Annotated in this window: 27 protein-coding genes; 15 read left to right on the forward strand and 12 right to left on the reverse strand. The window is 68.1% G+C overall.

Going from position 1 to position 26,527, the window contains the following annotated elements:
* On the forward strand, window positions 1–1,382 hold a 1,382-nt coding region (locus C447_RS06580), incomplete at its 5' end, for a hypothetical protein (RefSeq protein WP_007692109.1).
* A gap of 1 nt (window position 1,383) precedes the next feature.
* Here the strand turns inward: C447_RS06580 and C447_RS18120 are convergent.
* On the reverse strand, window positions 1,384–1,521 hold the full coding sequence (locus C447_RS18120; RefSeq protein WP_007692111.1) for a DUF7503 family protein: 138 nt from the start codon (window positions 1,519–1,521) through the stop codon (window positions 1,384–1,386).
* A gap of 269 nt (window positions 1,522–1,790) precedes the next feature.
* Window positions 1,791–1,982 carry a hypothetical protein gene (locus tag C447_RS06585; protein WP_007692112.1) on the reverse strand — a complete coding sequence of 64 codons (192 nt, stop codon included), beginning with the start codon at window positions 1,980–1,982 and terminating at the stop codon, window positions 1,791–1,793.
* Window positions 1,983–2,119: 137 nt separating this feature from the next.
* Here C447_RS06585 and C447_RS06590 point away from each other — a divergent pair, with 137 nt between their 5' ends.
* The gene (locus C447_RS06590) at window positions 2,120–2,839 is read left to right on the forward strand and encodes a sugar phosphate nucleotidyltransferase (protein ID WP_007692115.1); all 720 of its coding nucleotides are present in this window, start codon (window positions 2,120–2,122) and stop codon (window positions 2,837–2,839) included.
* 5 nt (window positions 2,840–2,844) lie between these two features.
* On the opposite strand, the gene gcvPB is transcribed toward C447_RS06590, so the two are convergent.
* Together gcvPB and gcvPA are read right to left on the reverse strand one after the other, a co-directional pair.
* Complete coding sequence (gcvPB, locus tag C447_RS06595; protein ID WP_007692124.1) at window positions 2,845–4,257, reverse strand: aminomethyl-transferring glycine dehydrogenase subunit GcvPB; 1,413 nt, start codon at window positions 4,255–4,257, stop codon at window positions 2,845–2,847.
* A 55-nt stretch (window positions 4,258–4,312) separates the two neighbouring features.
* Complete coding sequence (gene gcvPA / locus C447_RS06600) at window positions 4,313–5,656, reverse strand: aminomethyl-transferring glycine dehydrogenase subunit GcvPA (RefSeq protein WP_029602020.1); 1,344 nt, start codon at window positions 5,654–5,656, stop codon at window positions 4,313–4,315.
* Between the two features lie 169 nt (window positions 5,657–5,825).
* Between gcvPA and C447_RS06605 the strand changes: the two genes are divergently transcribed.
* Window positions 5,826–6,179 (forward strand): nuclear transport factor 2 family protein, encoded by a 354-nt coding sequence (locus tag C447_RS06605; protein ID WP_007692128.1) that lies wholly within the window; start codon window positions 5,826–5,828, stop codon window positions 6,177–6,179.
* A 61-nt stretch (window positions 6,180–6,240) separates the two neighbouring features.
* On the opposite strand, the gene gcvH is transcribed toward C447_RS06605, so the two are convergent.
* The 3 genes from gcvH to C447_RS06620 all read right to left on the reverse strand — a co-directional run bounded on the left by gcvH (window position 6,241) and on the right by C447_RS06620 (window position 9,483).
* A complete protein-coding gene (gcvH, locus tag C447_RS06610) occupies window positions 6,241–6,624 on the reverse strand; it encodes a glycine cleavage system protein GcvH (RefSeq protein WP_007692130.1) in 384 nt (127 codons plus the stop codon).
* Window positions 6,621–7,709, reverse strand: coding sequence for a glycine cleavage system aminomethyltransferase GcvT (gcvT, locus tag C447_RS06615; protein ID WP_007692132.1), 1,089 nt, complete (start codon window positions 7,707–7,709; stop codon window positions 6,621–6,623). The genes gcvH and gcvT overlap by 4 nt, the downstream gene beginning before the upstream one ends.
* A gap of 334 nt (window positions 7,710–8,043) precedes the next feature.
* On the reverse strand, window positions 8,044–9,483 hold the full coding sequence (locus C447_RS06620) for a lipase maturation factor family protein (RefSeq protein ID WP_007692134.1): 1,440 nt from the start codon (window positions 9,481–9,483) through the stop codon (window positions 8,044–8,046).
* 98 nt (window positions 9,484–9,581) lie between these two features.
* Between C447_RS06620 and C447_RS06625 the strand changes: the two genes are divergently transcribed.
* Window positions 9,582–10,370, forward strand: a complete 789-nt coding sequence (locus C447_RS06625; protein ID WP_007692136.1) for an inositol monophosphatase family protein — start codon at window positions 9,582–9,584, stop codon at window positions 10,368–10,370.
* A 34-nt stretch (window positions 10,371–10,404) separates the two neighbouring features.
* Here C447_RS06625 and C447_RS06630 read toward each other — a convergent pair whose 3' ends face one another.
* Entirely contained in the window at window positions 10,405–10,632 is a 228-nt protein-coding gene (locus C447_RS06630) for a hypothetical protein (RefSeq protein ID WP_007692138.1), read from the reverse strand.
* Between the two features lie 83 nt (window positions 10,633–10,715).
* The gene (locus tag C447_RS06635; protein WP_007692142.1) at window positions 10,716–12,308 is read right to left on the reverse strand and encodes a S8 family serine peptidase; all 1,593 of its coding nucleotides are present in this window, start codon (window positions 12,306–12,308) and stop codon (window positions 10,716–10,718) included.
* Between the two features lie 135 nt (window positions 12,309–12,443).
* Between C447_RS06635 and C447_RS06640 the strand changes: the two genes are divergently transcribed.
* The 5 genes from C447_RS06640 (at window position 12,444) to C447_RS06665 (ending at window position 16,951) form a co-directional block, all read left to right on the forward strand.
* Entirely contained in the window at window positions 12,444–12,794 is a 351-nt protein-coding gene (locus C447_RS06640; RefSeq protein WP_007692143.1) for a VOC family protein, read from the forward strand.
* A gap of 84 nt (window positions 12,795–12,878) precedes the next feature.
* On the forward strand, window positions 12,879–13,325 hold the full coding sequence (locus C447_RS06645; protein ID WP_007692144.1) for an NYN domain-containing protein: 447 nt from the start codon (window positions 12,879–12,881) through the stop codon (window positions 13,323–13,325).
* A gap of 38 nt (window positions 13,326–13,363) precedes the next feature.
* A complete protein-coding gene (locus C447_RS06650) occupies window positions 13,364–14,197 on the forward strand; it encodes a TatD family hydrolase (protein ID WP_029602021.1) in 834 nt (277 codons plus the stop codon).
* A 37-nt stretch (window positions 14,198–14,234) separates the two neighbouring features.
* Window positions 14,235–14,819, forward strand: a complete 585-nt coding sequence (locus C447_RS06655) for a DUF2150 family protein (protein ID WP_007692146.1) — start codon at window positions 14,235–14,237, stop codon at window positions 14,817–14,819.
* 1,835 nt (window positions 14,820–16,654) lie between these two features.
* A complete protein-coding gene (locus tag C447_RS06665; protein ID WP_007692148.1) occupies window positions 16,655–16,951 on the forward strand; it encodes a PRC-barrel domain-containing protein in 297 nt (98 codons plus the stop codon).
* Here the strand turns inward: C447_RS06665 and C447_RS06670 are convergent.
* Window positions 16,948–18,387, reverse strand: a complete 1,440-nt coding sequence (locus C447_RS06670) for a DHH family phosphoesterase (RefSeq protein WP_007692150.1) — start codon at window positions 18,385–18,387, stop codon at window positions 16,948–16,950. The genes C447_RS06665 and C447_RS06670 overlap by 4 nt on opposite strands.
* 141 nt (window positions 18,388–18,528) lie before the next feature.
* On the opposite strand from C447_RS06670, the gene C447_RS06675 reads away from it, so the two are divergent.
* From C447_RS06675 to C447_RS06685, 4 genes are read left to right on the forward strand one after another with little or no spacing between them, the layout of a single operon-like run.
* On the forward strand, window positions 18,529–19,326 hold the full coding sequence (locus C447_RS06675; RefSeq protein ID WP_007692152.1) for a class I fructose-bisphosphate aldolase: 798 nt from the start codon (window positions 18,529–18,531) through the stop codon (window positions 19,324–19,326).
* Entirely contained in the window at window positions 19,323–20,225 is a 903-nt protein-coding gene (locus tag C447_RS06680; RefSeq protein WP_007692154.1) for a class 1 fructose-bisphosphatase, read from the forward strand. Before C447_RS06675 ends, C447_RS06680 begins: the two co-directional genes overlap by 4 nt.
* Before the next feature lies 1 nt (window position 20,226).
* Window positions 20,227–20,382, forward strand: coding sequence for a hypothetical protein (locus C447_RS17890; RefSeq protein ID WP_153300729.1), 156 nt, complete (start codon window positions 20,227–20,229; stop codon window positions 20,380–20,382).
* 60 nt (window positions 20,383–20,442) lie between these two features.
* The gene (locus tag C447_RS06685; RefSeq protein WP_007692156.1) at window positions 20,443–22,176 is read left to right on the forward strand and encodes an acyl-CoA carboxylase subunit beta; all 1,734 of its coding nucleotides are present in this window, start codon (window positions 20,443–20,445) and stop codon (window positions 22,174–22,176) included.
* 97 nt (window positions 22,177–22,273) lie between these two features.
* Here the strand turns inward: C447_RS06685 and C447_RS06690 are convergent, their stop codons facing one another.
* Complete coding sequence (locus C447_RS06690; protein ID WP_007692158.1) at window positions 22,274–23,788, reverse strand: fluoroquinolone export ABC transporter permease subunit; 1,515 nt, start codon at window positions 23,786–23,788, stop codon at window positions 22,274–22,276.
* Complete coding sequence (locus C447_RS06695) at window positions 23,785–24,750, reverse strand: ABC transporter ATP-binding protein (protein ID WP_007692159.1); 966 nt, start codon at window positions 24,748–24,750, stop codon at window positions 23,785–23,787. The genes C447_RS06690 and C447_RS06695 overlap by 4 nt, the downstream gene beginning before the upstream one ends.
* Before the next feature lie 129 nt (window positions 24,751–24,879).
* Here C447_RS06695 and C447_RS06700 point away from each other — a divergent pair, with 129 nt between their 5' ends.
* Window positions 24,880–25,485 carry a TetR/AcrR family transcriptional regulator gene (locus C447_RS06700; protein ID WP_237713491.1) on the forward strand — a complete coding sequence of 202 codons (606 nt, stop codon included), beginning with the start codon at window positions 24,880–24,882 and terminating at the stop codon, window positions 25,483–25,485.
* Window positions 25,486–25,698: 213 nt separating this feature from the next.
* Window positions 25,699–26,451 (forward strand): ribonuclease H-like domain-containing protein, encoded by a 753-nt coding sequence (locus C447_RS06705; protein WP_007692164.1) that lies wholly within the window; start codon window positions 25,699–25,701, stop codon window positions 26,449–26,451.
* Window positions 26,452–26,527 lie beyond the last annotated feature (76 nt).

Genomic DNA, 26,527 nt, shown 5'->3' on the forward strand with positions numbered 1-26,527 from the left:
CGGGACTCGAATACTCCCTGGACGGCCCTGCCGGCTTCGAGGCCACCGTCGAGCGCACCCTCAAGCGCGCCTTCTTCCTCGACTGTCTCACCAGAACGGAGGGGCTGTACCCCGTGACCCTCCACGAGCGCTCGGTGCTGGAATCGAAGTTGGGACTCGACCTCGCCGAACTCTACGACCGCCCGTTGGCGGCCCGGCTCGAAGCCGCCCTCGACGTCCCCTTCGAGACGATCGAACCACACCTGCCCCAGTGGAAGCTCACCGCCCACGTCGAGCCCACCCCCGACAGCGTCGAGATGCTCCCCTTCCTCGTCGACGACCTCGCCGTCGTTCGCTGTAGCGAGACGGCGGCGGCCGCGGACCGAGCCGAAACCGTTCCGGCCGACGCCGACGTCCGAACCGCCGACCGCTCCGACGTGGCCGGCGCGTTCACCAGGAGCACGAGCCGTGGCGAACCGGCTCGGCGCACCGCCCGAACGGGGTTCGTGAAACCCGACTCCGGCGCGTCGCTCGAACGGACGTGGGTCGGCGACGGGACGCCGGTGGGGGCGAGCAAGGCCACGGTCGAGGCCTACCGGAACCGCCTCGACCGCACGCCGACGGAGGGCGACATCACCGTTCGGGTGGTCTGTAACGACCCGGAGATGGACGAGGAACGGGGGCTGGTCGATACGATCTACGGCGACCGGGACCTCCCGTTCGACGTCGCCGTCGAGCGCGACCTCACCACGCGCGACCTCCGTGCCCTCCTCGAAAAGCGGACCGACCTCCTCCACTACGTCGGCCACGTGGACGACGGCGGTTTCGAGTGCGTCGACGGCACGCTCGACGCCGCGACGCTGGACTCGGTCGGGGTCGACGCCTTCCTGCTCAACGCCTGCCAGTCCTACGAGCAGGGCATGAGCCTGATCCGGAAGGGCTCCATCGGCGGCATCGTCACCCTCTCGGACGTGCTCAACGCCGAAGCCGTCACGATGGGAAAGACGCTCGCGGGCCTGCTCAACGCCGGTTTCCCGCTGCGGGCCGCGCTCGAAGTCGCCCGCGACGAGAGCATCGTGGGCGACGAGTATCTCGTCGTCGGCGACGGTGGCTTCGCGCTGGCCCAACCGGCCGGGAGTTTTCCGAACCTCTGTCGGATCGAACGGACCGGCGAGACGTTCACCGTTGACTACACCATCTACCTGACCTCGAGACAGGGGATCGGGAGCCTGGTCGTCCCCTTTTTCAGGGAGAACGACAAGTACTACGTCTCCTCCGGGCTCGTAGGGACGTTCACGGTCACGAAAGCGGACCTACAGACGTTTCTGGAACTGGAGGACGCCCCCGTCCGGATCGGGAGCGACCTCCGCTGGAGCCAGCGGCTGGACCTCGATACGCTCTGACCTACGGGCCGCTGATACCGCCGTTGTTGCCGGCGGCCACGGGCCCGACCTGCGTCAGGAGGACCATCAGACCGAACAGCGCCGAGAGGGTTTTCGGGTGGTTCTGCAGGTACGTCCGGAGTTCGTCGGTATCGGACATTGCGTTCTACCGGAGACGCGCTCTCGATATGAATATTTTCGAAGATATCCTATAACAACAATTTAGGTCCAACGCATTGAATCGACAGGAGAAATAGACTAAATCAATACAGAGTACGAAAAATGCATGAAGGAAAGACGATAGCTGATAGTCAAGCAGAATGGAACAATGTCTGCACGCTCGTCGGCGTTCGAGCGTGGGTGGGAAATCCGTCGGAGACGCGTGGCTCGACGACGGACGGTGGTTCGGGAGAACGGTGGTTCGAGGCGCTACGCGAGCCGTGTTTCCAGGTCGTCCCAGCAGTCGAGACACACCTGCTGGTCGACGCAGTACCGCCTGATCTGGGTTTCGTCGGCCGTGATCTGGTTCGACGACCGGGTGGTGTCCTCGACCTCGAGGACGACCCGATGACGGGGGCGGCCATCCGGGAGCGGTTCCTCACAGAGTGGACACGGCTTCATTTCATAGCGTTTCGCGTGATACGTACATAAAGCTATTCACCCATCCCGAGGGGGAGAGCGACGGACGGCACCGCCGAGCGGGCGGCCTTGAGGATACCCACCCCAACGGTTTTGGTCGCCGGTCGACAGGCCGAACCGTGAAGGGTGTCGTGCTCGCCGCCGGCGAGGGGACCCGCCTCCGACCGCTCACCGCCGAGACGCCGAAGGGGTTGCTCGACGTCGGCGGTAGGCCGATCCTCACCCACTGTTTCGAGCGGCTCGTCGACCTCGGGGTGACGGAGGTGGTCGTGGTCGTCGGCTACGAAGGTGGTCAGATCCGTGAGCGCTACGGCGAGGCGTTCGCCGGGGTCCCCATCCGCTACGCCGTCCAGCACGAGCGCGACGGGATGGCGCACGCGCTCCTCGCCGCCGAAGAACACCTCGACGGGCCGTTCGTGGTGATGGACGGCGACGGCGTCGTCTCGTGCGACCTCCGGCGGCTGGTCGAGCGCCACCGCGATCCGGCCGTGGACGGGACGGTCCTCGTCGAGGAAGCCCCTGCGAGCGCGGCGCGCGAGAAGATGGTCTGCGTCCTCGACGCGAACGACGAACTCGTCGGCTGGGAGAACAAACCCGAGGACCCGCCCGACCCGAGCCTCGTGGCCGCGAGCGTCCAGACCGCGACGCCGGCGCTCCTCGACGCCTGTCGGGCGGTCGAGCGCTCCTCGCGCGGCGAGTTCGAGATGAGCGACGCCATCGGCCGTCGGATCGCCGACGGCGCGCGGATCGTCGGTGTCCGGTGCGACGGCTGGCTGGTCAACGTCAACACGCCCGCCGACCTCGCGCGGGCGAACGAACTGGTTCGCGAGCGGGACTGAGGGACCTACTCGTCGAGCGCCTGCCAGGAGAGCCGCGGGTTCCGGGCGGCGCTCGCCTGGTCGATCCGCCGTGCCGCCGTTCGTTCCGGGGCGGCTTCGAGGTCGGCATCGCTGTCGGCGGCCGCCCGGTCGAACGCCCGCGCGAGGTGGTCGAGCGAGTCGCGGGTCTCGGCCTCGGTGGGTTCGGTCATCAGCGCCTCGTCGACGGCCTCGGGCCACTTCGTGGTCGGCGGGTGGACCCCGTAGTCCAGCATCCGCCGTGCGACGTCGGCGGCATCGCGGCCGGCGCTCGCGACGAACTCGTGATGGAACGGCGAGAAGGGTATCTCGTAGTCGATCCGGCTCGCGAGGTAGTTCGCGTTCAGCACTGCTTTCGCGCTCGCGTCGGCGAGCCCCGCGTCGCCGAGTCGGGCGATGTAGGCGTAGGTCTTGACCAGGACGAGCCAGTTGCCCGCGAAGCCGTGGACCTTGCCGATGGTCCGTTCGGGTTCGAAGGTCTCGTAGCCCGAATCCGTCGCCCGAACCTGTGGGGTGGGGAGGAACGGCGCGAGGGCCTCGCTCACGCCGACCGGTCCGGCACCCGGCCCGCCGCCGCCGTGGGGCGTCGCGAACGTCTTGTGGACGTTGTAGTGCATCACGTCGAAGCCCATGTCGCCCGGTCTGGCGCGACCGAGCAGCGCGTTGAGGTTCGCGCCGTCGTAGTAGAGCAGCCCGCCGGCCTCGTGGACGACCTCGGCGATCTCCTCGATGTCGCGCTCGAACAGTCCCAGGGTGTTGGGGTTGGTGAGCATCAGCGCCGCGGTGTCCTCGCTCACCGCCGCCCGGAGCGCCTCGACGTCGACCCGCCCGTCCTCGGCGCTCGGGAGTTCGACCACGTCGTAGCCCGCGAGCGCGGCGCTCGCGAAGTTCGTCCCGTGCGCGCTCTCGGGCACGATGATCTCACTTCTTTCCTCGTCGTGGTGTTCGTGGTAGGCCTTCGCCACGAGGATCCCGGTGAACTCGCCGGCCGCCCCGGCCGGCGGTTGGAGGGTGACGCTCTCCATCCCGCCGATCGCCGCGAGATACTCCTGGAGCCGATAGCGGAGTTCGAGGCTCCCCTGCACCGTCCCCTCCGACCGGTCGGGGTGGGTTCCGGCACCGGGCAGAGCGGCGACGTCCTCGGTGAACGTCGGGTTGTACTTCATGGTACAGCTCCCGAGCGGGATCGGGCCGCTCTCGACGCCGTAGCTCATCTGTGAGAGTCGGGTGTAGTGGCGCGCGAGCTCCGGCTCCGAGAGGTCGGGGAGGTCGAGTTCGTCGCGGGTGAGGTCGTCGGGCAGCGGGGAGTCCGCGACCGCGACCTCGGTCGAGCGCTTCTCGGCGAGATGGGGTTCGTAGACCTCCTCGCCTTCGGTCCACCGTGCTTGGTCGTAGTTCACGCGAGACACCTCCGGTGTCGAGCGTGAGTAGAGAGCGGCTTCGCCGCGACAGTGATCACGCGACCACCTCCAGCGCCTCGACGAGGTCGTCGGCGTGCTCGACGTTCGTCTCGGTGACACAGACCTGGATCAGGTGGTCGTCGATCGCGTGAACCGCGAACCCCCGTTCTTCGAGGTCGGCGCGCACGTCCGCGGCGGGTCGGTCGGTTCGCGCCGCGAACTCCCGAACGTGGTGACGGTCGTGGACCGGTGCCGTGATCCCGTCCATTCCGTCGAGCCGTTCGGCGAGGTCGCGGGCGTGTCGCACGCAGTCCTCGGCGAGGCTCACCAGCCCGTCGGGGCCGAGCCAGGCGGCGTGCATCGCGACCCGGAGCGCGACCCACGCCTGATTGGTGCAGATGTTCGAGGTCGCGCGCTCGCGCCGGATGTGCTGTTCTCTGGTCTGGAGGGTGAGCGTGTAGGCCCGCCTCTCACTACGGTCCTCGCTCGCGCCGACGAGCCGCCCGGGGACCTGGCGGAGGAATCCCTCGCGACAGGCGAACAGCCCGAGCCCCATCCCGCCGCTGGTGCCGAGGCCGAGCGCCGCGTCGCCGACCACCACGTCCGCCCCGACCGCTGCCGGTTCGGAGAGCAGGGCGAGCGCGACCGCGTCCGAGCCGAGACAGAACACCGCATCGTCGTCGGCGAGGTCGCCGACCGCCTGGAGGTTCTCCTCGACGGTTCCTCGCACGGTGGGGTTCTCGGCGTAGACCATCGCGCAGTCCCCGTCGACCGACTCCGCGAGCGCGTCGACGTCGACGTTGCCGTCGTCCATCGGGTAGGTCTCGACGACGGCGTCGGTCCCGGTGAGGTAGTTCTCGAGCACCTCGCGACGGCCCGACTGGAGGTGTTCGGGGACGAGGATCCGCGTGCCCGAGACCGACCGCGAGCGGAGCGCGAGCGTCGCGGCCTCGCCGAGCGCGCTCGCGGCGTCGTACATCGAGCAGTTCGCTATCGGTAGACCCGTGAGTTCGACCAGCATCGACTGGTACTCGAAGAGCGCCTGGAGGAACCCCTGGGCGACCTCGGGCTGGTACTGGGTGTACGACGAGAGGAACTCGGAGCGGTCGGAGAGGTGGTCGACCATCGAGGGGACGTAGTGGTCGTAGTGGCCCCGACCGAGGAATTCGGTGAGGTCGTCGTTCCCGTCGAGCAACGACGCCAGCTCGCCCCGAAGCTCGCGTTCGCCACGCGGTTCGATCCCGAGGTCGCCCTCGAAGCGGACCGCCTCGGGGATGTCGAACAGGGCCTCCTCGCTCTCGACGCCGACGGCGTCCAGCATCGCCGCCGTCTCCTCGGCGGTCTGTGGAGCGAACGGGCTCCCGGTTTCGGCACCCGGACCGCGTCGGTCGTGACTCATCGGCGAGACCACCCACAAGTGGCGTGAGACGGCATTGGTAGACCCTTCGTGGGTGGGCATATCAGACCGTCGTTCGAGGCGGGTCGACCATCCCGAACGAACAGTTAAGACCGTGGCGAGCCATCGTTTCGTCCCGTTCCCGAGGCCGAGCGGGAAGGACAGCAATACCATGAGCACGACCGAAGACGTTCTCGACCACCACTTGGAGGCGTTCGGCGACCAGGACATCGAGGCGACGATGGCGGACTACGCCGACGACGCCGTCGTCATCACCCACGGCGAGGTCTACCGCGGGCGCGAGGCGATCGGCGACTGGTTCGAGACCGAACTGTTCACCGAGTTCGAAAAGCCCGACGTGACGTTCACGTTGAACGAAAAGACCGTCGAGGGCGAGTACGCCTACATCACCTGGGAGGCCGACACGCCGGAGACCGACTACGAGTTCGCGACCGACACGTTCGTGGTTCGAGACGGAAAGATCGTCGCCCAGACCCTCGGCGTGCAGGCCACGTCGAAGCATTGAATCGGCTGTAACGACCCGAATCGGGACCCCATTCGGTTGCCCGGTTCGGTGACGACTCGGACTACTCGATCTGGTCGCGGTAGGCGTCGGCGTCCAGCAGGTCGTCGAACTCGCTCCCGTCCTCGAGGTCGATTTCGAGGAGCCAGCCCTCGCCGTACGGGTCCTCGTTGAGGAGCTCCGGTGCGTCGAAGACGTCGTCGTTGACCGCCGAGACGGTGCCCGAGACCGGGGCGTAGAGGTCCGAGACCGCCTTGATCGACTCCACCACGCCGAACTCCTCGTCGTGTGCGACCGCGTCGCCCTCCTCGGGGAGTTCGACGAAGACGATGTCGCCGAGCTCGTCCTGGGCGAACGCGGAGATGCCGATGCGAGCGGTCTCCCCGTCCTTTCGTGCCCATTCGTGACTCTCCAGGTAGTGCCGGTCCTCGGGAACTTCGAAGCTCATCGTTGGTAGAACGGGAGCGGCCTGATACGTGCGTCTTTCGGCTCGCCGCGGACGTGAACCGCGATCGCGGTGTCCGGGTCGGCGAGCGCGCTCGGGACGTAGCCCATCCCGAGCGGGGTCGAGAGGGTCGGACTCATCGTGCCGCTCGTGACGGTGCCCACGACTTCGTTGTCCGCGCTGATCTCGTAGCCGTGACGCGGGATCCCGCGTGCTTCGAGTTCGAAGCCCACGAACCGTTCTTCGGGTCCGGACTCCGCGACCGCCGCGAGCGCGTCCCGACCCACGAACTCGGTGTCGAGGTCGACCGCGAAGCTCACGCCCGCCTCGATGGGGTTTCGGGGGTTCTCGTCGGGGTCGAAGTCCTGGCCCGAGAGCAGGAAGCCCGCCTCGATGCGGAGCGTGTCGCGCGCGCCGAGGCCGCAGGGCTGACAGTCGAAGGCGTTCCAGACCGCGGTCGCATCCTCCCACGGCGCGAGGAGTTCGAAGCCGTCCTCGCCGGTGTAGCCCGTGCGCGCGACGACGACCTCGACGCCGTCGAGGCTCGTAGCCGTCGCCGAGAACCGCCCGAGGTCGGCGAGTGCGTCATCGACCGCTCCTCCGACGAGTTCCACCGCCTTCGGTCCCTGGACCGCCACCATCGCGTAGTCAGTCGTCCGGTTCTCGACGGTGGCCTCCAGCCCCCACTCGTCGCGGTGGTCGACCCACCGGTCTTCCATCTCCCCGTCGTGACCCGCGTTCGGGATGAACAGGAAGTCGGCGTCGCGCTCGGCGGGCAGCCGATAGACGACCGTATCGTCGAGGACGACCCCCTCCGAGTCGGTGATCATCGCGTACTGTGCCGCACCGGGATCGAGGCTCGCCACGTCGTTGGTGGTGAGTCGGTTCAGGAGCTCGGCGGCATCGGGCCCCGACACCTCGATCTGGCCCATGTGCGAGACGTCGAACTTGCCCGCCGACTCGCGGACGGCCGCGTGTTCGGTACGGATCGAGTCGAACTCGACGGGCATCTCCCAGCCGCCGAACTCGGTGGTCTTCGCGCCGCTGGCGTCGTGTTCGTCGCTGAGCGGCGGGTCACGGAGGTCCATGTCGATGGCGTCGTGCCGCGCGACCTAATCGTTTCCACTTCCACTTTTTTACTCCTCGGGTTGGCTCACTCCGTTCGCCAACCACTCGTCGCAAAAACCTGGACTAAAAAGGCTGCTCGCTCCCTCGCTTCGCTCGGTCACTCGCAGTACGACTACTATCACCTCCGCAACCGCCCCGCATCAGCCACACGCCTCCCCAACCGATTCGCTCACTTCGTTCGCTCATCCCTCGCACAGTGTTCGCGGTCGCGCGCTCACGTCCGTTCGCCCACGACTGCGAGCGCGCGCCGACCGCACCCAGACTGACGAGATGCCATTGCGGGTCGAACCTCGGTCAGAACACCCGGGAGCGGCGCGTGCTCCGCGAGGCAGTATCGTAGTAGTCGTTGACGAACTCCCGCCGCCACCAGTCGCCCGTCTCGCGCCTCTCGGCGCGCGAGGTGAACTCGTAGCGGTAGCGCCGAACCCGGATCCGGGCGGGTGGCTCGTCGGGGAACGGGTCGTGCGCGAGCAGCGAGCGGACGTCCTCGTTGCCGTCGAGGAGTTTCTCCACGAAGCGTGGGAACCACTCGCGGCGCGGGCGCGCGGTCATCGCCGCGAACCAGAGCTGCCAGTCGAGCCGGAGGTGGTAGGGAGCCCACTGCGGCGGTCGCCTCCCCGGGTCCGTGGGTTTGCCCTTGAACTCGTAGGTCCGCCACTCGGGATCCTCGCCCTCGTCGCGCGTCCCCTCGACGACGAGTTCGTAGCGCTCTCTCGTTATCGAGCCGAACGCGCCGTAGGTGTTCACCAGATGCAGCGGGTCGAAGCTCCGGTTCATCGACTGCGAACTCGACACGAGGTTCCGAACCGGCCAGTAGCTCAGGACCACGACTAAAAGGAGCAGTCCGTAGACCGCGACCTGCAGCGGGAGCCCGATTGGAGCGAGGTCGGGTGCGGTGAATCCCGCGACTCCCTCGAAGAGCGCGTCGTCGAACGTCGAGAGCGCGAGCACGATGGTGAGGGCGTTGAGCCACGCGAAGTTCCCCGAAACCATCAGCCAGGCCTGATAGACGATGGTCAGCAGGCCAGCCAGCGCGGCGACCCACGCGAACGGTCGGGGGGCGAAGTAGAAGAAGGGAACCACGAGTTCGATGACGTGATGAACCCCGATGCTGGCCCGGTGGAGCGGCCTCGGGAGCTTGTCGAAGGACCAGCTCAGCGGGTTCGGCATCGGCTGGGTCTCGTAGTGATAGAACAGACACGTGAAGTCCCGCCAGCAGGGGTCGCCACGGAGCTTGATCAGGCCCGCGCCGAACATCACCCGGAAGAGCACCCACCGGAGCAACCAGACCACGATGTCGGGCGGGGCGGTGTGCATCCCGCCGAGGAAGACCGCGAGGAAGCCGGTTTCGAGTAGCAGTGACTCCCAGCCGAACCCGTAGAACGTCCGACCGGCGTTCACGAAGGAGAGATAGAGCAGCCAGAGCGCCCCCCAGACGACCATCGAGACGGGGGTGCCGAACGCGTCCGAGAGCCCGGTGACCGCGAGGACCGAGAGCCCGACGCCGGTCCACGCGGAGAGGGCGAGAACCCGGTCGCTCGCGTCGAACTGGAAGAGGCCGGGCGCGTCGCGAAAGTCCACCCGGTCGAGGAAGTCGGCGGCGGGGAGGATACCGTCCTCGCCGTGGAGCGCGGGGTACTGGTTGGCGGCGACGAGGAACGCGACGAGGTAGACCAGCCCGAGGGCACGCCGGAAGCAAAAACGGACGAGCCAGTAGTCGGCGACGTCGACCATCGCGCCGTCGTTCGCCGCCGACGACCAAAGGTGGCGGGGAACGCGACCGCCGGGCGGACACCCGACGGCTTTTGACCGCCTGCGGCCCAACGGTTCCTATGAACGATACGGACCGACGGGCCGACCTCGTGGTGCGCGCGGCGGAAGCCGGCGCGGACCTCGCGCTCGACTCGTTTCGTGGGGAGCTGTCGGTCGAGACAAAGACCGGCAAGACCGACCTCGTCACCGAGACCGACCGTGCGGCACAGGAACGCGTCATCGAGACCATCCGCGAGGGGTTCCCTGACGACGCCATCGTCGGCGAGGAGGACGACGCGCTGAAACGGGTCCCCGACGAGGGACCGTCGTGGGTCATCGACCCCATCGACGGCACGAGCAACTTCGTCCGCGGCCTCCGGATCTGGGGCACGAGCGTGACGGCCGTGGTCGACGGCGAACCGGTCGCCGCGGCGACGGTCCTGCCCGCGCTCTCCGATACCTACGTCGCCGACGGCTCAAGCGCACGGCTCAACGGCGATCCAGTGCGCGTCAGCGGCCGCGAGGACCCCGAGACGTTCGCGGTCGTCCCGATCCTGCTCGGCGAGCGCCGGCTCGAGGACTACACCGCGACGATCGGGGCGCTCGCGAGCCGGTTCGGCGACATCCGGCGGTTCGGCTGCTCGCACGCCACGCTCGCGGCGGTCGCGGGTGGCTCGCTGGAGGCCGCCGTCGCGACCGCCGGGATGAGCCCGTGGGACACGGTCGGCGGCGCGCACATGATCCGCCAGGCCGGTGGTACCGTGACCGACCTCGACGGCGAGCGGTGGCGACACGACAGCGACGGCCTCGTGGCCTCGAACGGCACGGCACACGAAGAGCTGCTCGCGGCCGTCGGTCGCGAGGAATAGGAACGATCGACCCGAACGAACCCGTTCGCCGGGATCAGCTGTTGTGGGGCTGCTCGTCTCGGTGATTGTCGGGGTTCTCGACCTCGCGGGCGGCCTCCTCGCGTTGTTCGGATTCGACCTCGACCTCGCCCTCGGCGGCCTCCTCTCGTTTCCGCTCGGCTTCGGCCTCGCGGGCCTCCTCCGCCTCCTCGGTCTCCTGTTCGGCCTCCTCCTTCTCCTTCGCGAGCGTCACGTCGCGCTCGTGGGGGTTGTCATCGGACATACCTACCCGTTGGGTCACCGTGAGTATCAGTCGTCCGCTTGCCAGTGATGGGCAGATGGGTCGAAAATCGGTGAGGTGGGAAGCTACGTCGACTCGGTGATTGTCAGCGTGTAATCGCCGGCACCGCTGTAGGAGTCGACGTCGATCTGGAGCGCCGTCGACGTGTCGGGGCCGTCGATGGTGACCGTCTCGTCGCTGCCCGGCGAACGGGAGGTGTAGTCGTAGTTCCTCGGCCCGGCGGCCGAACTCGTGCCGGTGTTGAGGTAGAGGTCGAAGTCGGTCCCGCTCGGCCCGTCGAGCTCGACCGTCACCGTGCTCGGCGAGTCGTAGGTCCACGACCCGGTGTAGTCGTCGTAGTCCGCGGAGCCCGAGAGGGACCCGTCGATAGATCCGGTGGTCGACTCGCCATCGTCGCCGCCTCCACCGTCACCGCCGTCCCCGCCGTCGCCGGCGTCCGCGGGGTCGGTCGTGACGGCGTCGCCGGCGTCGACCCGTCCCGAGCCCTGTTCGGTCTCCGAGAGACCAACGTCGATGGCGGTGTTCTTGAGGTGGCTCCGGAGCTCGGTGTTGGTGAGGTCCCACTTCGCGAGCGTGAGCCCCGCCGTGCCGGCGACCACGGGGGTCGCCATCGAGGTCCCCGAGATCGAGTCGTAAGGGGTGCCGGGTTCGGGCCACGTCGAGAGGACGTTGGTGCCGGGCGCGGCGAGCTCGACCGAATCGCCGTACTGGGAGTACGACGCCAGCGATTCGTCGGGGTCGAGCGCCGACACGGCGAGCGATTCGGAGTAGCCCGCGGGGTAGGAGACGCCTTCGGTCCCGTCGTTGCCCGCGGCGGCGACCACCAACGAACCCTGGCCGGTCGCGTAGGACACCGCGTTCTTCATGGTCTGGGTGTAGCCACCGCCGCCCAGCGAGAGGTTGATCACGTCCGCGCCCTGGTCGGCCGCCCACTGGATGCCGTCGGCGATGTCGCTGGTCGACCCTCGCCCGCCCTCGCTCAGCGCGCGCCCCGAGATGACTGTCGAGTTGCCGATACCCGTGACCCCCGCACCGTTGTCGACGTCCGCGGCCGCGATGCCCGCGACGTGGGTGCCGTGGATCTCCTCGGCGAGGTCGTCGGGGTACGGGTCCGAGTCCCCGTCGACGAAGTCCTCGCCCGGGTCCGCGGCCACGTTGCCTTCGAGGTCCGGGTGGTCGTACTTTACGCCCTGGTCGACCACCGCGACGGTGACGTCCGAACTCCCGAGGGTTTCGTCCCAGGCCGTCGGCGCGTTGACCTGCTGGTCGGCGTACTGGTCGTCGTAGCGCGGGTCGTTTGGCCGGTAGAGCGCCTCGTAGGTGGTGTTCTCCTCGGCGTACTTGATGTGGTCCTTCCTCGTGACGGCCTCGATGAAGTTCGTCCGGGCGACCGTGGCCGCCTGGGCCGGGAACTTCACCGCGACGTAGCTCAGCTCCTCGTTCTCGTGGACGACCTCGGCGTTGCCGGGGACCGATCGTTCGACGGCGGTCCGCATCCCGTCCTCGGTCTCCGAGACCCCGACGAGGACCTCGCCCTCCTTCGGTCCGGGTTCGCGCCCCGGCGTCGCCGACGCGACGCCACCGAGACCGCTGAGCAATGCGCCGGCACCGATGGCTTTCAGAAACCGTCGTCGACCGTGACTGGGTCGTTCGACCATTGTTCCACCCCAGTCAATGGACGTGCCAATATTAAATATTACTTAGATTTTTCTAAATAATACCCTGGAGAATTCGAAACGAGAGCGGCGAACGGTGATGAGCCTCGCCGACCAACGGTCGTCGGGAACCCATCCATGAACGTGAATCACGTCAACCTCCCCGTCGACGATATCGAGGGCGCAGGGGGGTTCATGACGACGTACTTCGGGCTGAAACGACGGACGATCAACGAGCGGATCGCGGTGCTCGCGGACGACGACGGGTTCGTACTGACGCTGATGAACGCCGGTGAGGGCGCGGGAGCCGAGTCGCCGAGCCACCTCGGGTTCTATCTCGGGGATCGGGAGACGGTCGACGACCTCCACCAGCGGTTCGCGGACGACGGCTTCGACCCGATGGAGCCGACCGTCCAGCACGGCCGGTACGGCTTCTACGTCGAGGCACCGGGCGGGCTCACCGTCGAGGTCGGCGCACGGGCCGAGTGAGGGGGACCGGCTGACGGGGACTGCCGGTGACACACGCGGGCGAACACCGGCACGGCTTTGAGCGGGGGGAAGCGATCGCGTGCAATGCTCGACTCCCTTCGGGAGGCGGTGTCGACGGGCGAGCGCGAGCCATCGGTCGGGCTGTTCGTCGACGGCCCGAACGTCCTCCGGAACGAGTTCGACGTCGACCTCGACGACGTCCGTGCCGCCGCGCTGGAGATGGGAACCCTCGCGATCACCCGGCTCTACCTCGACGAACACGCCACGCCGGGGCTGATCCAGGCCGCCGAGGCGCGCGGGTTCGAGGTCCGCATCACGAGCGGCGACGTCGACGTCAAACTCGCGGTCGACGCCACCGCCGCGATCGGCGACCTCGACGTGCTCGCGGTGGCCTCGCGGGATACGGACTTCAAGCCGGTGCTCGAACACGCCGCCCGACGGGGGGTGGCGACGCTCGTCATCGCGCCCGGCGAACACGGGCGCTCGGACGCGCTCCGCAACGCCGCCCACGACGCCGTCACGCTCGGGTGAAGGAAAACCGACTTCTCCGCGCCGTCGGTGGGATACGCATGAACCTCGATACGCCGGTTCTCGACAACCACCTCCACCTCGACCCCGACCACGGGCAGGGTCTCGACGCGGTGGCGGACTTCGCGAACGTCGGTGGCACCCACCTCCTCGTGGTCAACAAACCGTCGTGGACCCTCGGCGTCGAGGTCGAAGATGCCGACGACTTCCGGGTCGCGTTCGAGACCACCATCGACGTCGTGGCGGAGGCCACCGAGGTTCTCGACGGGCGCGCGTGGCCCGTGCTGGGCGTGCATCCGGGGCTCGTGACCCACCTCACGGACCGCGGCTTCTCCCCGGAAGCGGCGGGGGAACTGATGCGGTCCGGTCTCGACGTCGCCGCCGAGTACGTCTCGTCGGGCGCGGCGCTCGCGCTGAAGTCCGGCCGGCCCCACTACGAGGTCGGCGACGAGGTGTGGGAGGCCTCGAACGCGGCCCTGCGGCACGCGCTCGCGCTCGGGGCGGAACACGATTGCGCGGTCCAGCTCCACACCGAGGCCACCGACGACCTCACCGAGGTCGCGGAGTGGGCCGAGGAACGCGGGTTACCGGCGCATCGAGTGGTGAAACACTACGCGGGCGGGCGGCTCGCCGGCCCGACGCCGAGCGTGATGAGCGAGAAGGACCGATTGGAGACGGCGGCCGAGGCGGGCGAGCCGTTCCTGATGGAGACGGACTTCATCGACGACCCCGATAGGCCAGGAGCGGTTCTGGGGCCGAAGACGGTGCCGCGACGGGTGCGGTGGCTGCTCGAAAACGGTCACGACGAGGCCGTGCGGCGCGCCCACGTCGAGACGCCGGCACAGGTGTACGGTATTGACACGGACTCGGGCTAACGAAAAGGCCTATCAACAGCAACGCGTTCGTGGAGGTATGAGCGAACCCCCAGTGGCGTACTACACCGACGAACGCTGGCAGAACTGGCTCGACCGCCTGCGCGAGGCCGAGCTCGACCCCGAGGACGAGGACGCCGCGCGCCTGCTCTGGAACCTCCAGGAGGACGCCGCGATCGCGGTCACGAAGGTCATCGCCGACTACGACGACGGCGAACTCGACGACGAGGCCGCGATCGCCGAACTCGCCGACATCCGTGAGATCGTGCTCTCGGAGGTCGAGATCGAGGACGAGGAGACCCTGCTGCTGGTCGACGGCGTCCAGACCTCCCTCGTCTGTGTGTTCTACGCCGCCGAACTCTACGTCGCCGAGGGGGTCGACGAGAACCCGATCGACGAACGGCTCAGCGCCGCGAGCGCCGCCGAGGAGCGCGAGGCGTTCGACGACGCGCTCGAACACTGTGCGCAGGCGGGCACGCGTATCATCGACGGCGCGGCGCTCGAACCCGAGACCGTCGAGGAGATCGGCTACGGGCCGGTCGCCGAGTGGCTCAACGGTCTCGGGAGCCTCGAAAGCGCCTTCGCCGACCCCGAGTTCATCGAGGAAGACGAGGAAGCCGCGTAGGCCCTCGAACCCCAACCACCCGGACGACCCCGGGCCATCCACTCCGCCGCCGACTACCGTACCCGCCGTCGACCGAACGACCCCGCCATGAACGACGACCACCCCCCGCAATGGTCCCGCCGAACCGCCCTCCGAGCCCTCACCGTCGGGAGCCTCGCCGCAGCCGCCGGCTGCCAGTTCGGGACGAACGACGACGGCTCCGAGAACGGAACGGAGACGGACTCCTCGGCACCGACGGGAACCGGATCCGAACGCGCCGACGCGAACGGGACGACGGCCGTCCAGGAGCAGACCATCATCTCCGGGTCGCCGGCGGCGACCGCCGGCAGGCGCGTCGCCACGACCGACGGCCGACCGTCGCCCGCCACCGGATCGGCGACGACGGGAGGACCGGCGACCACCNCCGACCGGACGGCGGCCACCGCGCGAACGGCGTCGTCGACCCCGACGCGGACCGAGACACCGTCGACGGCCACTGAAACAGCGACAGAAACCGACACCGCGACGGCCACCGACACCGCGACGGCCACCGAAACCACGACGGAAACCGACACCGCGACGGCCGAACCGACCGCCACCGAGACCGCGACGTCGACCCCGGAACCACCTGACGACTCGCCCGGCGAGTGGCGCGAGGAAGCGCCCTTACCGGTCGTGGGTAGCGACGCGGGCGGCGGCGTGCTCGACGGCAAACTCCACTTCTTCGGGGGGATCGAGACCGCGGTCGAACTCGACGCGACCGCGCACGCGTTCGTCTACGACCCCGGGGCTGGCTCGGAGGGGGCGTGGGAACGTCTGCCCGACCTCCCGCGGGCGCTCTGGGGGCTCTGCGGTGTGGCGACCGACGATGCGGTCTACAGCTTCGGCGGCGCACCCGACGACGGCCCCTACGGCTCCGGTTCGCCGACCGACCTCGTCTTCCGGTACCGGCCGGACGAGGGCTGGACGAACCTCTCCGAGTCGGCGGGCGTGCGGTGTCCCTACCCCAACTGGGTCATGGGCGGGCTCTACAACCCGCAGGACGGATTGATCTACTGTGTGGGCGGCGGCACCGGCGACCACGAGGCCGAGACCGCCTCCGACCACGGCCTCGACGGCGAAGGGGTCCCCGGCACCTACGACGAGCGCCGACTCTGGACGTTCGATCCCGAAGCCGAACGCGTGGCCGACCCCGACCTCGCCCGGATGCCCGAGGCCAAACGCTGGCCGACGGTCGCGCTGTTCGACGTGGACGGGAACCAGTACCTCCACGCCATCGGCGGTCTCCGCGGAACGACCGGTCCCACGGACTCGAACTTCCGCTACGACCTCGCGGCGGGCGAGTGGGAGTACGCGACCCCGACGCCGATGGCGGGCACCTACGCGACCCACTCGAATCCCGTGATCGACGGTCGGGCGTACCTCACCCACGGCATGTTCTGGCAGGGCGAGTCGACAATCGACCGCTACAAACCCATCGCCCACCGCTACGACCCCGCGAGCGACGCGTTCGAGACCGACCTCCCGGAGCCAACCCACCTCCGGGGCGGGGCGGTCTCGGGCGTGATCGACGGAACGCTCTACGTCGTCGGCGGCCACCTCAAGCGCTTCGGCGAGGACGACCTCCACGACTGCGTCGCGTACAACGAAGCTTACACGCCGGCGCGTGAGTGAGAACGCCGTTCCGTGCCCGCCGTCGTCGAACCCCCCTCCCCACTCCCCATGTGGGATTAACGGTCGACGAGACGATTCCCTTCTTCGACCGGGTGATCCCGGCGTCCACGGCGGCGCTCGGTCGAGGGATCGGCCGACCGCGACTCGCCAACAGTTAAGTTCCCGTCGGGGCACTTCCGGATATGGATGCGACACAGACGGAGATCGGGACGCTCGTCGGCCGTGACGTCTACTCCACGAACGGCACCTACGTCGGCGAGATCGAGGACGTGCGGCTCGACCTCGACACCGAGTTCGTCACGGGGCTCGCGGTCGGCGGGCTGAACCGCGAGGCGCTCTCGGGGCGGGCACGCGGTGCTGCTGGGGTGATCGTGCCGTTCCGGTGGGTCCGGTCGGTGGGCGACATCGTTCTCGTGAGCGACGTGATCGAGCGCCTCCGCGAACCCGACGAGGAGAGCGAGGCCGAGGCCACCGCCTAGTTCCCGTTGTCGTCGACGCCGAGTGCGGCGAAGAGCTTTCGTCTGACCGCCTGCTCGGTGAGCCGGAGCAGCGTCTCGCGGTTGTCGTCGGAGGTCTCGAGCCCGGTGAAGATGCCGAGCGGGATGGTGACCGTGGCGTCGGTCGAGTGGCCCACCGCCTCGCCGAGTTCGTCGAAGGCGTCCTCGAGCACGTTCCGGACGTTGATCCGGATGTCCTTCGAACGCGCCGAGAGGGTGATCCGCTCGTCGTCGATCGCGAAGACCGCGGAGGTGGTCACCCCCTCCAGGTTGAGGAGGTGCTGGGCCGCGCGCGCGAGCGCGTCGCGGTCGTGAATGTAGCCCGCGTTCGAGACGAGGTGTGACCCCTTGACGTCGCGGTTTCTGATGGCTTCGGCGAGCACGTCGAGGGTCTCGGGGCTCATCGAGGGCGATTCGACCTGTTCGAGCGTGTCGTGGTCGGCGAAGGGATAGAGGTACGACGCCGCGGTGAGGTCCGCGGGCGTGGTATCGCGTTTGAAGTCGAGGGTCTCGGCCCGGATCCCGTAGAGCAGGGCGGTCGCGACCGCCTCGTCGAGGTTGAGGTCGAACTCCTGGACGTACTTCGTGAGGATCGTCGAGGTCGAGGAGACGTCGGCGCGGACGTCGACGAACGCCGCCTCGTACTCCTCTTCGGGCTCGTGGTGGTCGATCAACACGTCGATCGGGCGCTCGATCGCCTGCTCCATCGACTGGGCGTGGTCGACGAGCGCGAGGCGGTCGTAGGCGTCGAACTCGACGGCGTCGCGCGCGAGGAGCTCGACCCCGATCAGGTTGACGAACGCGCGGTCCTCCTGGTGGCCGATCTCACCGTCGTAGAGGATGTCGGCTTCGATCCCGCGGGCTTCGGCGATCGCCTGGAGCGCGACCGCGCTCGCGATCGAGTCCGGGCCCGGGTTGTCGTTCGCGAGGATCGCGAGCTGTTCTTCGGTCTCGTCGAGGACGTCGGCGAGCCGGCGGGCCTTGTGTTCGAGTTCGCCGGTTTCGAGCGCGCGGAGCGCGGCGTCGGCGATCACCTTCGAGGGGTTGACCACGGCGTCGGCCCCCGCCTCGCGGAGCTCGTCGGCGGTCACCGGGTCCGACGCCCGGGCGATGATGAACTGCTCGCTGCCGTCGGCCCGGACGTTCTCGATCGCGGCCCGGTTGGCCTCGATATCCGTCGAGAGGATCAGGAGGACGTCGCGGTCGGCGACCGCCTCCGGCACCGCCTCGTCGCCGATGTCCGCGGTCTTGGCGTTCAGGTCCTGGTCACGAAGCGCCTCGACCCGGCCCTCGTCGACGTCGATGATGAGGACGTCCTTGCCCTCGTCGACGAGGTCCTCGGCGACGGCGTAGCCGACGCTTCCGCACCCCAGAATGGCGTAGGTCGACATCGAGGCCATCGTGATGCCGGTGCTCATTATCTGTCCCGTCTGTGACGGGGACACTTATACTCTATCCGTTCCCCGACGTTCCTCACGATCGTTGCGTCGAACCGTCGGGGGCGTTGATTCGGCGGGCTCACACAAACTATTAGTCGGTCCTCGGCGGACGTCCGACCGATGCTTCCGCTCGAGAACTCGCCGCTCGCACGCGACGGCAACATACTGATCCTCGCCTACGACCACGGGCTCGAACACGGCCCCTCGGACTTCACCGACCTCCCCGAACGGATGGACCCGGAGACGGTGTTCGAGGCCGCCACCCACGACGCCGTCACCTCGCTCGCGGTCCAGAAGGGGGTCGCCGAGGGCTACTACCCCTCCTACGAGGACGACGTCTCCCTGCTCGTCAAGCTGAACGGGACCTCGAACCTCTGGATGGGCGAGCCCGACAGCGCGGTGAACTGCTCGGTCGAGTACGCCGCCGAGATCGGGGCGGACGCGCTCGGCTTCACCCTCTACGGCGGGTCGAACAACGAGATCGCGATGGCCGAGGAGTTCCGCGACGCCCAGGAGGCCGCCCGCGACCACGACCTGCCGATGGTGATGTGGTCGTATCCCCGAGGGCAGGGGCTCAAGAACGACACGAGCGGCGACACCATCGCCTACGCCGCCCGCGAGGCGCTCGAACTCGGGGCCGATGTCGCGAAGGTCAAGTACCCCGGCAGCCGCGAGGCCATGGAGCACACCGTCCAGGCCGCCGGCGGCGAGAACGGCATCGAGGTCGTGATGTCCGGCGGGTCGAAGGTCTCCGACGAGGCGTTCCTCAACGACGTGAAGGCCGTGATGGACGCCGGCGGGTCGGGGCTCGCCGTGGGCCGGAACGTCTGGCAGCGCGAGAACCCCACCCAGATCCTCGACGCGCTCGGGGCCGTCATCCACGAGGGCGCGTCGGTCGACGCCGCGCTGTCCGAATGAGCGACACCGTCGAGGCGGTCCTCGACACCCTCGCCGAGACCGCCCCCGAGATCAGGGGGGGACTGGTCGGCCGGCGCGAGTACCAGGACGGCGAGAACCCGAGCGGCGAGACGCAGCTCGCGGCGGACGTCCACGCCGACCGGTTGCTCGAAGAGCGCTTGCTCGCTATCGACGGCGTCGGAAGCTACGCCAGCGAGGAACGCGACGAGGTGATCGAGGACGGCTCGGGGCTCGCGGTCGCGGTCGACCCGCTCGACGGCTCCTCGAACATCAAGCCCAACAACTCGATGGGCACCATCGTCGGGGTCTACGACGCGCCGCTGCCGGCGAGCGGGCACGACCTCGTGGCTGCGGTCTACACCCTCTACGGCCCGATCACGACGATGATGGCCGCCGTCGACGGCACCACCACCGAGTACGTGATCGAGGACAGCGAGGCGCGAAGCGCCTCGGATTCGTCGAGCGGGCAAAGCCCGCGAGACAGCGAGCGCCACGTCGCGACGGAGGGCGTCGAACTCCCCAACGAGCCGACGGTCTACGGCTTCGGCGGGCGCGTGCCCGACTGGACGCCCGAGTTCACCGACTACGCTCGCGAGATAGAGCAAGAGCTCAAGCTCCGCTACGGCGGCGCGATGATCGGCGACGTGAACCAGGTCCTCACCTACGGCGGGGTGTTCGCGTATCCCGCGCTCGAATCCGATCCCAACGGAAAGCTCCGGCTCCAGTTCGAGGCCAACCCGATGGCCGCCATCGTGGAGGCGGCGGGCGGGGCCTCCTCCGACGGCGAGCGCTCGCTGCTCGACGTCGAGCCCGAGGACCTCCACGACCGTGTCCCCGTCCACCTCGGGAACCGCGACCTCATCGACCGGCTCGAAGGCGCGCTCGCGGACGGTGGGTGACGTGGCCGACGACCACGACGCACGAACCCAGGACGACGACCAGCGCGGGCCGTGGGTGCTGGCGCTCGGGGCGCTCGCGATCGGCGGGGTCGCGTTCTCGGTCGAGGCCTACCGTGCGCTCAAGGGCCGACGCGGCGGTCCGGGCGACCGCGAATAGTTCCCGAACGATCGCCGGGAACATGGAAAACGCTTTCCGCAATTCTTGCGGAGGGATGGTATGGAGATCCATATCGGCGGCGGGGCGAGCGACGAGGAAGCGCGCGTCATCGGCAGCGCGCTCGCCGAGCACGTCGGCGAGTCGATCGAGGTCTACGTCGGCGACGGCGACGAACCCGCGACGACCGCCGACCCGCCGGAGTCCGAGGATTCGACTGGTTCCTCTGGATCGGCGGCGACGGAGGAACCGGACCTCGGCCCGACCGAACGAGAGAAACAGCTCAGAAAGGAGATCGCCGAGATCGAGCAGGGCGGCCCCGAGAAGTACAAGGACCGCCTCTCGGACCAGGGAAAGCTCTTCGTCCGCGACCGCCTCGATCTCTGGTTCGATGGCGGACTCTCGTTCGAGGACGGCCGCTTCGCCGAGTTCGACGCCGACGACCAGTTACCCGCCGACGGGCTTCTCACGGGAGGAGCCGAGTTCGAGGGTCGCGACCTGCACGTGATGGCGAACGATTTCACCGTCAAGGCCGGCAGCATGGCCGGCAAGGGCGTCGAGAAGTTCCTCAGGATGCAACAGCGCGCGCTCAAGACCGGGAAGCCGGTGCTCTACCTGATGGACTCGTCCGGGGGACGGATCGACCAACAGACCGGGTTCTTCGCCAACCGCGAGGGCATCGGCAAGTACTACTACAATCACTCGATGCTCTCGGGTCGCGTCCCGCAGATCTGTGTGCTCTACGGGCCGTGTATCGCGGGCGCGGCGTACACCCCCGTTTTCGCGGATTTCACGGTGATGGTCGAGGGAATGTCCGCGATGGCGATCGCCTCGCCCCGGATGGTGGAGATGGTCACCGGCGAGAAGATCGACCTCCAGGACCTCGGCGGTGCGCGGGTCCACGCCGCCGAATCGGGCAGTGCCGACCTCGTGGCCGAGGACGAAGAACACGCCCGCGAGCTCGTCGCCCAGCTCGTCACCTACCTCCCGGACAACTCGGACGAGCAACCGCCGCGCGCCGACCCCCGACCGCCCGCGCGTTCGCCCGCAGGGATCGATTCGGTGGTGCCCGAACGCCCGAACCGGGGCTACGACATGCACGACGTGATCGAGCGCGTCGCCGACCAGGGCTCGATTCTCGAACTCGGTTCCGAGTTCGGCCCCGAGATCGTCACCGCCTTCTGCCGTATCGACGGCCGACCCGTCGGGATCGTGGCGAACCAGCCCGCCCACCGCGCGGGCGCGATCTTCCCCGATTCGGCCAAGAAAGCCGCCGAGTTCGTCTGGAAGTGTGACGCCTACAACGTCCCGCTGCTCTACCTCTGTGACACGCCGGGGTTCATGGCGGGGTCGGGGGTCGAGAAGGAGGGGATCCTCGAAGAGGGCAAGAAGATGATCTACGCCACCTCGTCGGCCACGGTGCCGAAACAGTGTGTCGTCGTCAGGAAGGCCTACGGCGCGGGGATCTACGCCATGTCGGGACCGGCCTACGACCCCGAGGCCACCCTCGGGCTCCCGTCGGGCGAGATCGCCATCATGGGGCCCGAGGCGGCGATCAACGCGGTCTATCGCAATCGACTCGACGAGATCGACGACGACGAGGAACGCGCCGAGCGCGAGGCCGAACTCCGTGAGGAGTATCGCGAGGACATCGACGTCCACCGGATGGCGAGCGAGACGGTGATCGACGAGATCGTGCCGCCGAGCGAACTCCGCGACGAGCTCGCCGCCCGGTTCGCGTTCTACGAGGACGTCGAGAAGTCGCTGCCGGACAAGAAACACGGCACGGTCCTGTAGTCGGACAACGAAAGGGGCGGTTCAGGTTTCCCCACCGCGTCCATATCCTCACCGACGGTACCGATGTCGCTTCGTCTCCGTCGACCGGGATACCACGCTACGGTCTGATCCCCCGACCGAACGCCGCGATGTAGACGGCGCTGGCGACGACGCCCGCGACCAGATAGCCCGCCACCGTCGCGATCGACGCGCCGCCGAGTCCCAGCACGAACGCGGCCAGCGGCCAGTAGAGTGGGAGTGCGCCGGCGAGGAACCCCCACGGCGTCGGGACGAACGCGACGGCGAGCACCGGCACGAGCAGCGTGAACCCGAAGAACTTGCTGACGACGACGCCCTCCACCGAGTTCGACGCGAAGCGCACGAGCAGGAGCGCGCTCCCGACACCCCACAGCGACCCGACCGCTGCACAGGAGACGAGCAGACCGAACGGAACCGAGACGAGACCGACAAGGGGGACGACGAGCACGCTGGAGACGAACGAGAGGAGCGTCACCGACAGCCCTCGATACAGGAGGTAGCCGCGACCCGTCAGTGGCGAGGTCCACAGTGCCGCGAGGACGTTCTGGTCGCGCTCCTCCAGCACGAGAAAGCCCGTCACGAAGCCGTACAGTAAGGGCGTGCTGAACGTGATCAGGGCGAGGACCAGTGGGTAGTACGGTCGCAGGTCGAACCCCGGCGCGAGGAGGTCGGTCGCGGCCGGAACGAGCAGTCGACCGACGAGCGCGTACGCCAGCGGAAGCACGGCGATGAAGGCGAGCAGCGGGTCGCGGAGCCAGTTCTTCAGGTCCGAGACGGCGAGCGTCACCACCGGGCCGTACTTTCGACCCATGCCGACCGACGACCCGCGCGGGACCGCCGTCTCGGAGGTCCCGGTCGTTCCGCCGTGGACGATGTACGTGTCGAACGCCCAGCGGGCGGCGACGGCGGCGACGCCGATCCAGACGACCAGGTAGCCGACGCCGTAGACGAGTTCCCCCGTCGGTACGGGAGAGAACGCCGCGCCGATGAGCACGAGCGACGCCTGCGTGGGGAACAGGGAGAACAGTGGACTCTCGACGATGCCGAGGAAGTCCAGCAGCGGGAGCGCCGTCGGCGCGAGGTAGACCGCCGAGGTCACGAAGTACGCGTTGATGGTGTCGAAGCGGGCGACGGCGACGAAGCCGAACAGCACGAAGAGGACGGACGTGAGGCCGACGCCGAGCACGAGGGCGAGTGGGTCGAAGGCGGGACCGACCGAGAGGAGGGCGAGAACGAGCGACGCGGCGACGGCCAGCAGGGTGAGCGACAGCGTCTTCGACAACAGATACTCGACGCCACTGAGGGGCGAGACGGTGAACGCGTCGACGACGCCCTCGCGTTTTTCGAACAGCACGAGCGCGGCGATGAAGTAGAAGCCGAGGAAGGCGGGGTCGCTGAACACGACGAGCGTCAGCGCGAGCGACTCGAACTCGTCGGGGACCTGCGTGAGTCCGAACACGTACAGCGCGGTGACGACGGCGTAGACGGTGTAGAACCCGTACCGGACCTGCAGTCGAACGTCCCATTCGAGCATCGACGCGAGGCGGTCGAGGGTCGACGACACGCCGTTGGCTGTCACGCTCTCGACGCTCATCGGAGTTGCTCCCCGGTGACGTCGAGGAACACGTCCTCGAGCGTCGCCTCCTCGGTGTGGAGGGTCTCGACGGCACCCGAGGCGAGCAGGCGCTGGAACTCGGGGTCCTCCGCGAGGCCGTCGAGCGGGAAGGTCAGTGGTTCGAGCGAATCGGTTTGGCTCCCATCCCGACTGACTTCGACGCGGACCGTCCGCTTCCCGTGCCGGACCTTCAGCGCCTTCGGTGAGTCGACGACGGGGAGTTCCCCGTCGACCATGAACGCGACGCGGTCGCAGAGTTGGTCGGCGACGTTCATGTCGTGGGTCGTCACGAACACCGTCGTCCCCGACGCCCGCAGCTCGCGGACGACGTCCTTGACGGTCTTCGCGTTCCCCGGGTCGAGACCGTTGGTCGGCTCGTCCAGAACGAGGAGGTCCGGATGGTTCAGCAGTGCTCGCACGAAGTTGAGACGCATCCGCATCCCCTTCGAGTAGGCGCTCACCGGTCGATCCGCGTCGTCGGCGAGCCCGACGAGCTCGAGCAGTTCGTCCGGGTCGCGCGGCTCCCGGTCATACAGCGAGGCGAACAGCGTGAGGTTCTCGCGACCGGTCAGTTTCAGGTAGTGGTTCGGTGCTTCGGCCGAGATGCCGATGCGCTCGTAGTAGTCACCGCCGTGATTCGCCACCTCCTCACCGAACACCCTCACCGACCCCTCGTAGCCATCGAGGAGGCCTGTCAGTACCTTCTGCGTCGTGCTCTTTCCCGCGCCGCTCGGCCCGAGAAAGCCGAATATCTCGCCCTCGCGGACCGTGAAGTCGATCCCCCTGACCGCCGGTTCGTCGCTCCCCGCGTAGGTGTAGGTCAGCCCGCGGATGCGGACGATGGGGTCGCTCGCCACCGGTGTGTCGGTTTCGGGCCCGCCGGCGGGTTCGACGTCGGTCGCGACCGCCGAGACCGTTCTGGCCTGCTCGGGCTCGCTCATACCCTCCCTCACGGCTTGTGAAACCATGAATATTACGTATTCTCATTTTCACAACGTAGCGCTCTTCTCGACGCCGATCGACTCCGTGAAAAACGAAAAACTATCCGTTCGGGAATTCGTCTATCGGACGTGAGGGGGTTCAGTGATGCGGAGCGCGACCGGATTCGGGACGGGTTGGTGGAGACGGGTCGGGAGTTGTTCACCCAGTACGGCGTGCAGAAGACCACTATCGCCGAACTCACCGACCCGGTCGGGATCGCTCCGAGCACGTTCTACCAGTTCTTCGACACCAAAGACGACCTCTACGCTGAAGTCCTCGAGCGCGAGAGCGACGAGATCGTCGGGCCGCTCATGGCGAACTCCTTCGAGTCGACGGACGACCCCGAGACGGCGATTCGACGGTTCCTGCGCTCCATCCTCGACGAGATCGAGACGAACCCGCTGATGCGACAGGTGCTGGTCGACGGGACCGCCCACGAGTACGTCACGCGCGGCACCGAGGGGGAGCGACGAGCGGAGCGCGACGAGGAACTGGCGTTCATCCTCCCGTACGTCGAACGGTGGCACGAACAGGGGGAGCTCGGCGACACGGACCCGAAGGTGGTCGCCAGCGTCATCCGCGCGGCCACGTTCATCACGCTCCACCAGGACGACATCGGCGAGGACCTCTACCCCGACACGCGAAACCGCATGATAGACGCCGTCGCGGCCGGTCTCACTGAATCTTCGCGCTGATCGAACTTCGACCACGCTTTTCACGCGGTCGAACCGCCACGAACGTCCGTCGCCGGTCCCGTTCCTCGCGACGAAAGACGAATCACGGGTCATCGACACCCATGCTCACCGGGGAGTTCCCGCACGACGCCGGGTACCTCCCGGACGAGGGATGTGGGTCTATTGCTGGCGCTCGAGAGAAGCGTTTAGGGTTCCACATCGCGTTCCCCGGTTGTGCGCATCGAGAACAGCTTCCTCCCGGTTCGCGGCGTCGGCGAGAAGACCGAACGCCGGCTCTGGCGCGAGGGGATCACCCACTGGGACGCGTTCGAGGAGTCCGCGGTCGGCGAGGCCCAGGGACGGCGGATCCGCGCGTTCATCGAGCAGGGCCGCGAGCGCCTCGCGGCCGGCGACGCGGAGTTCTTCTACGAGGCCTTCCCCTCCGGAAGCCGATGGCGGCTCTACGAGAACTTCCGCCCGCGAACCTGCTTCTTCGATATCGAGACCACGGGACTGGACGCCCGCTCCAGCGACGTCACCACGGTGAGCTTCCATCGGGCCGGCGAGACCACCACCCTCGTCCGAGGTGAGGACCTCACGCGCGGGGCGCTGGCGACCGAGCTCCGTGCGGCCGATCTCCTCGTTTCGTTCAACGGCAAGCGGTTCGACGTGCCGTTTCTCGAGCAATCGTTCGACCTCGACATCGACCGTCCGCACCTCGACCTGATGTACGCCTGTCGCCAGCTCGACCTCACCGGCGGGCTGAAGACCATCGAGCGTGCGGTCGGTATCGAGCGTGACCGGCCCGACATCTCCGGGCGCGACGCGGTCCGGCTCTGGCGCGCCCACCAACGCGGGGACGAGGACGCGCTCGACACCCTCGTCTCGTACAACCGCGCCGATACGAGGAACCTCGAAACCCTCCTCGACATCGTCGCCGACCGTCTCCACGACGACGTGTTCGTCGCGGCCTGCGACGGCCGATAGGGCATCCGGTACGGAACACGTCCAGCCACTCGATAGCGACGGCGCTCGGTGCTGTGGTCGCGTTCGGAGAACGGAA

It is taken from the genome of Halococcus hamelinensis 100A6, assembly GCF_000336675.1.
Taxonomy (GTDB): domain Archaea; phylum Halobacteriota; class Halobacteria; order Halobacteriales; family Halococcaceae; genus Halococcus; species Halococcus hamelinensis.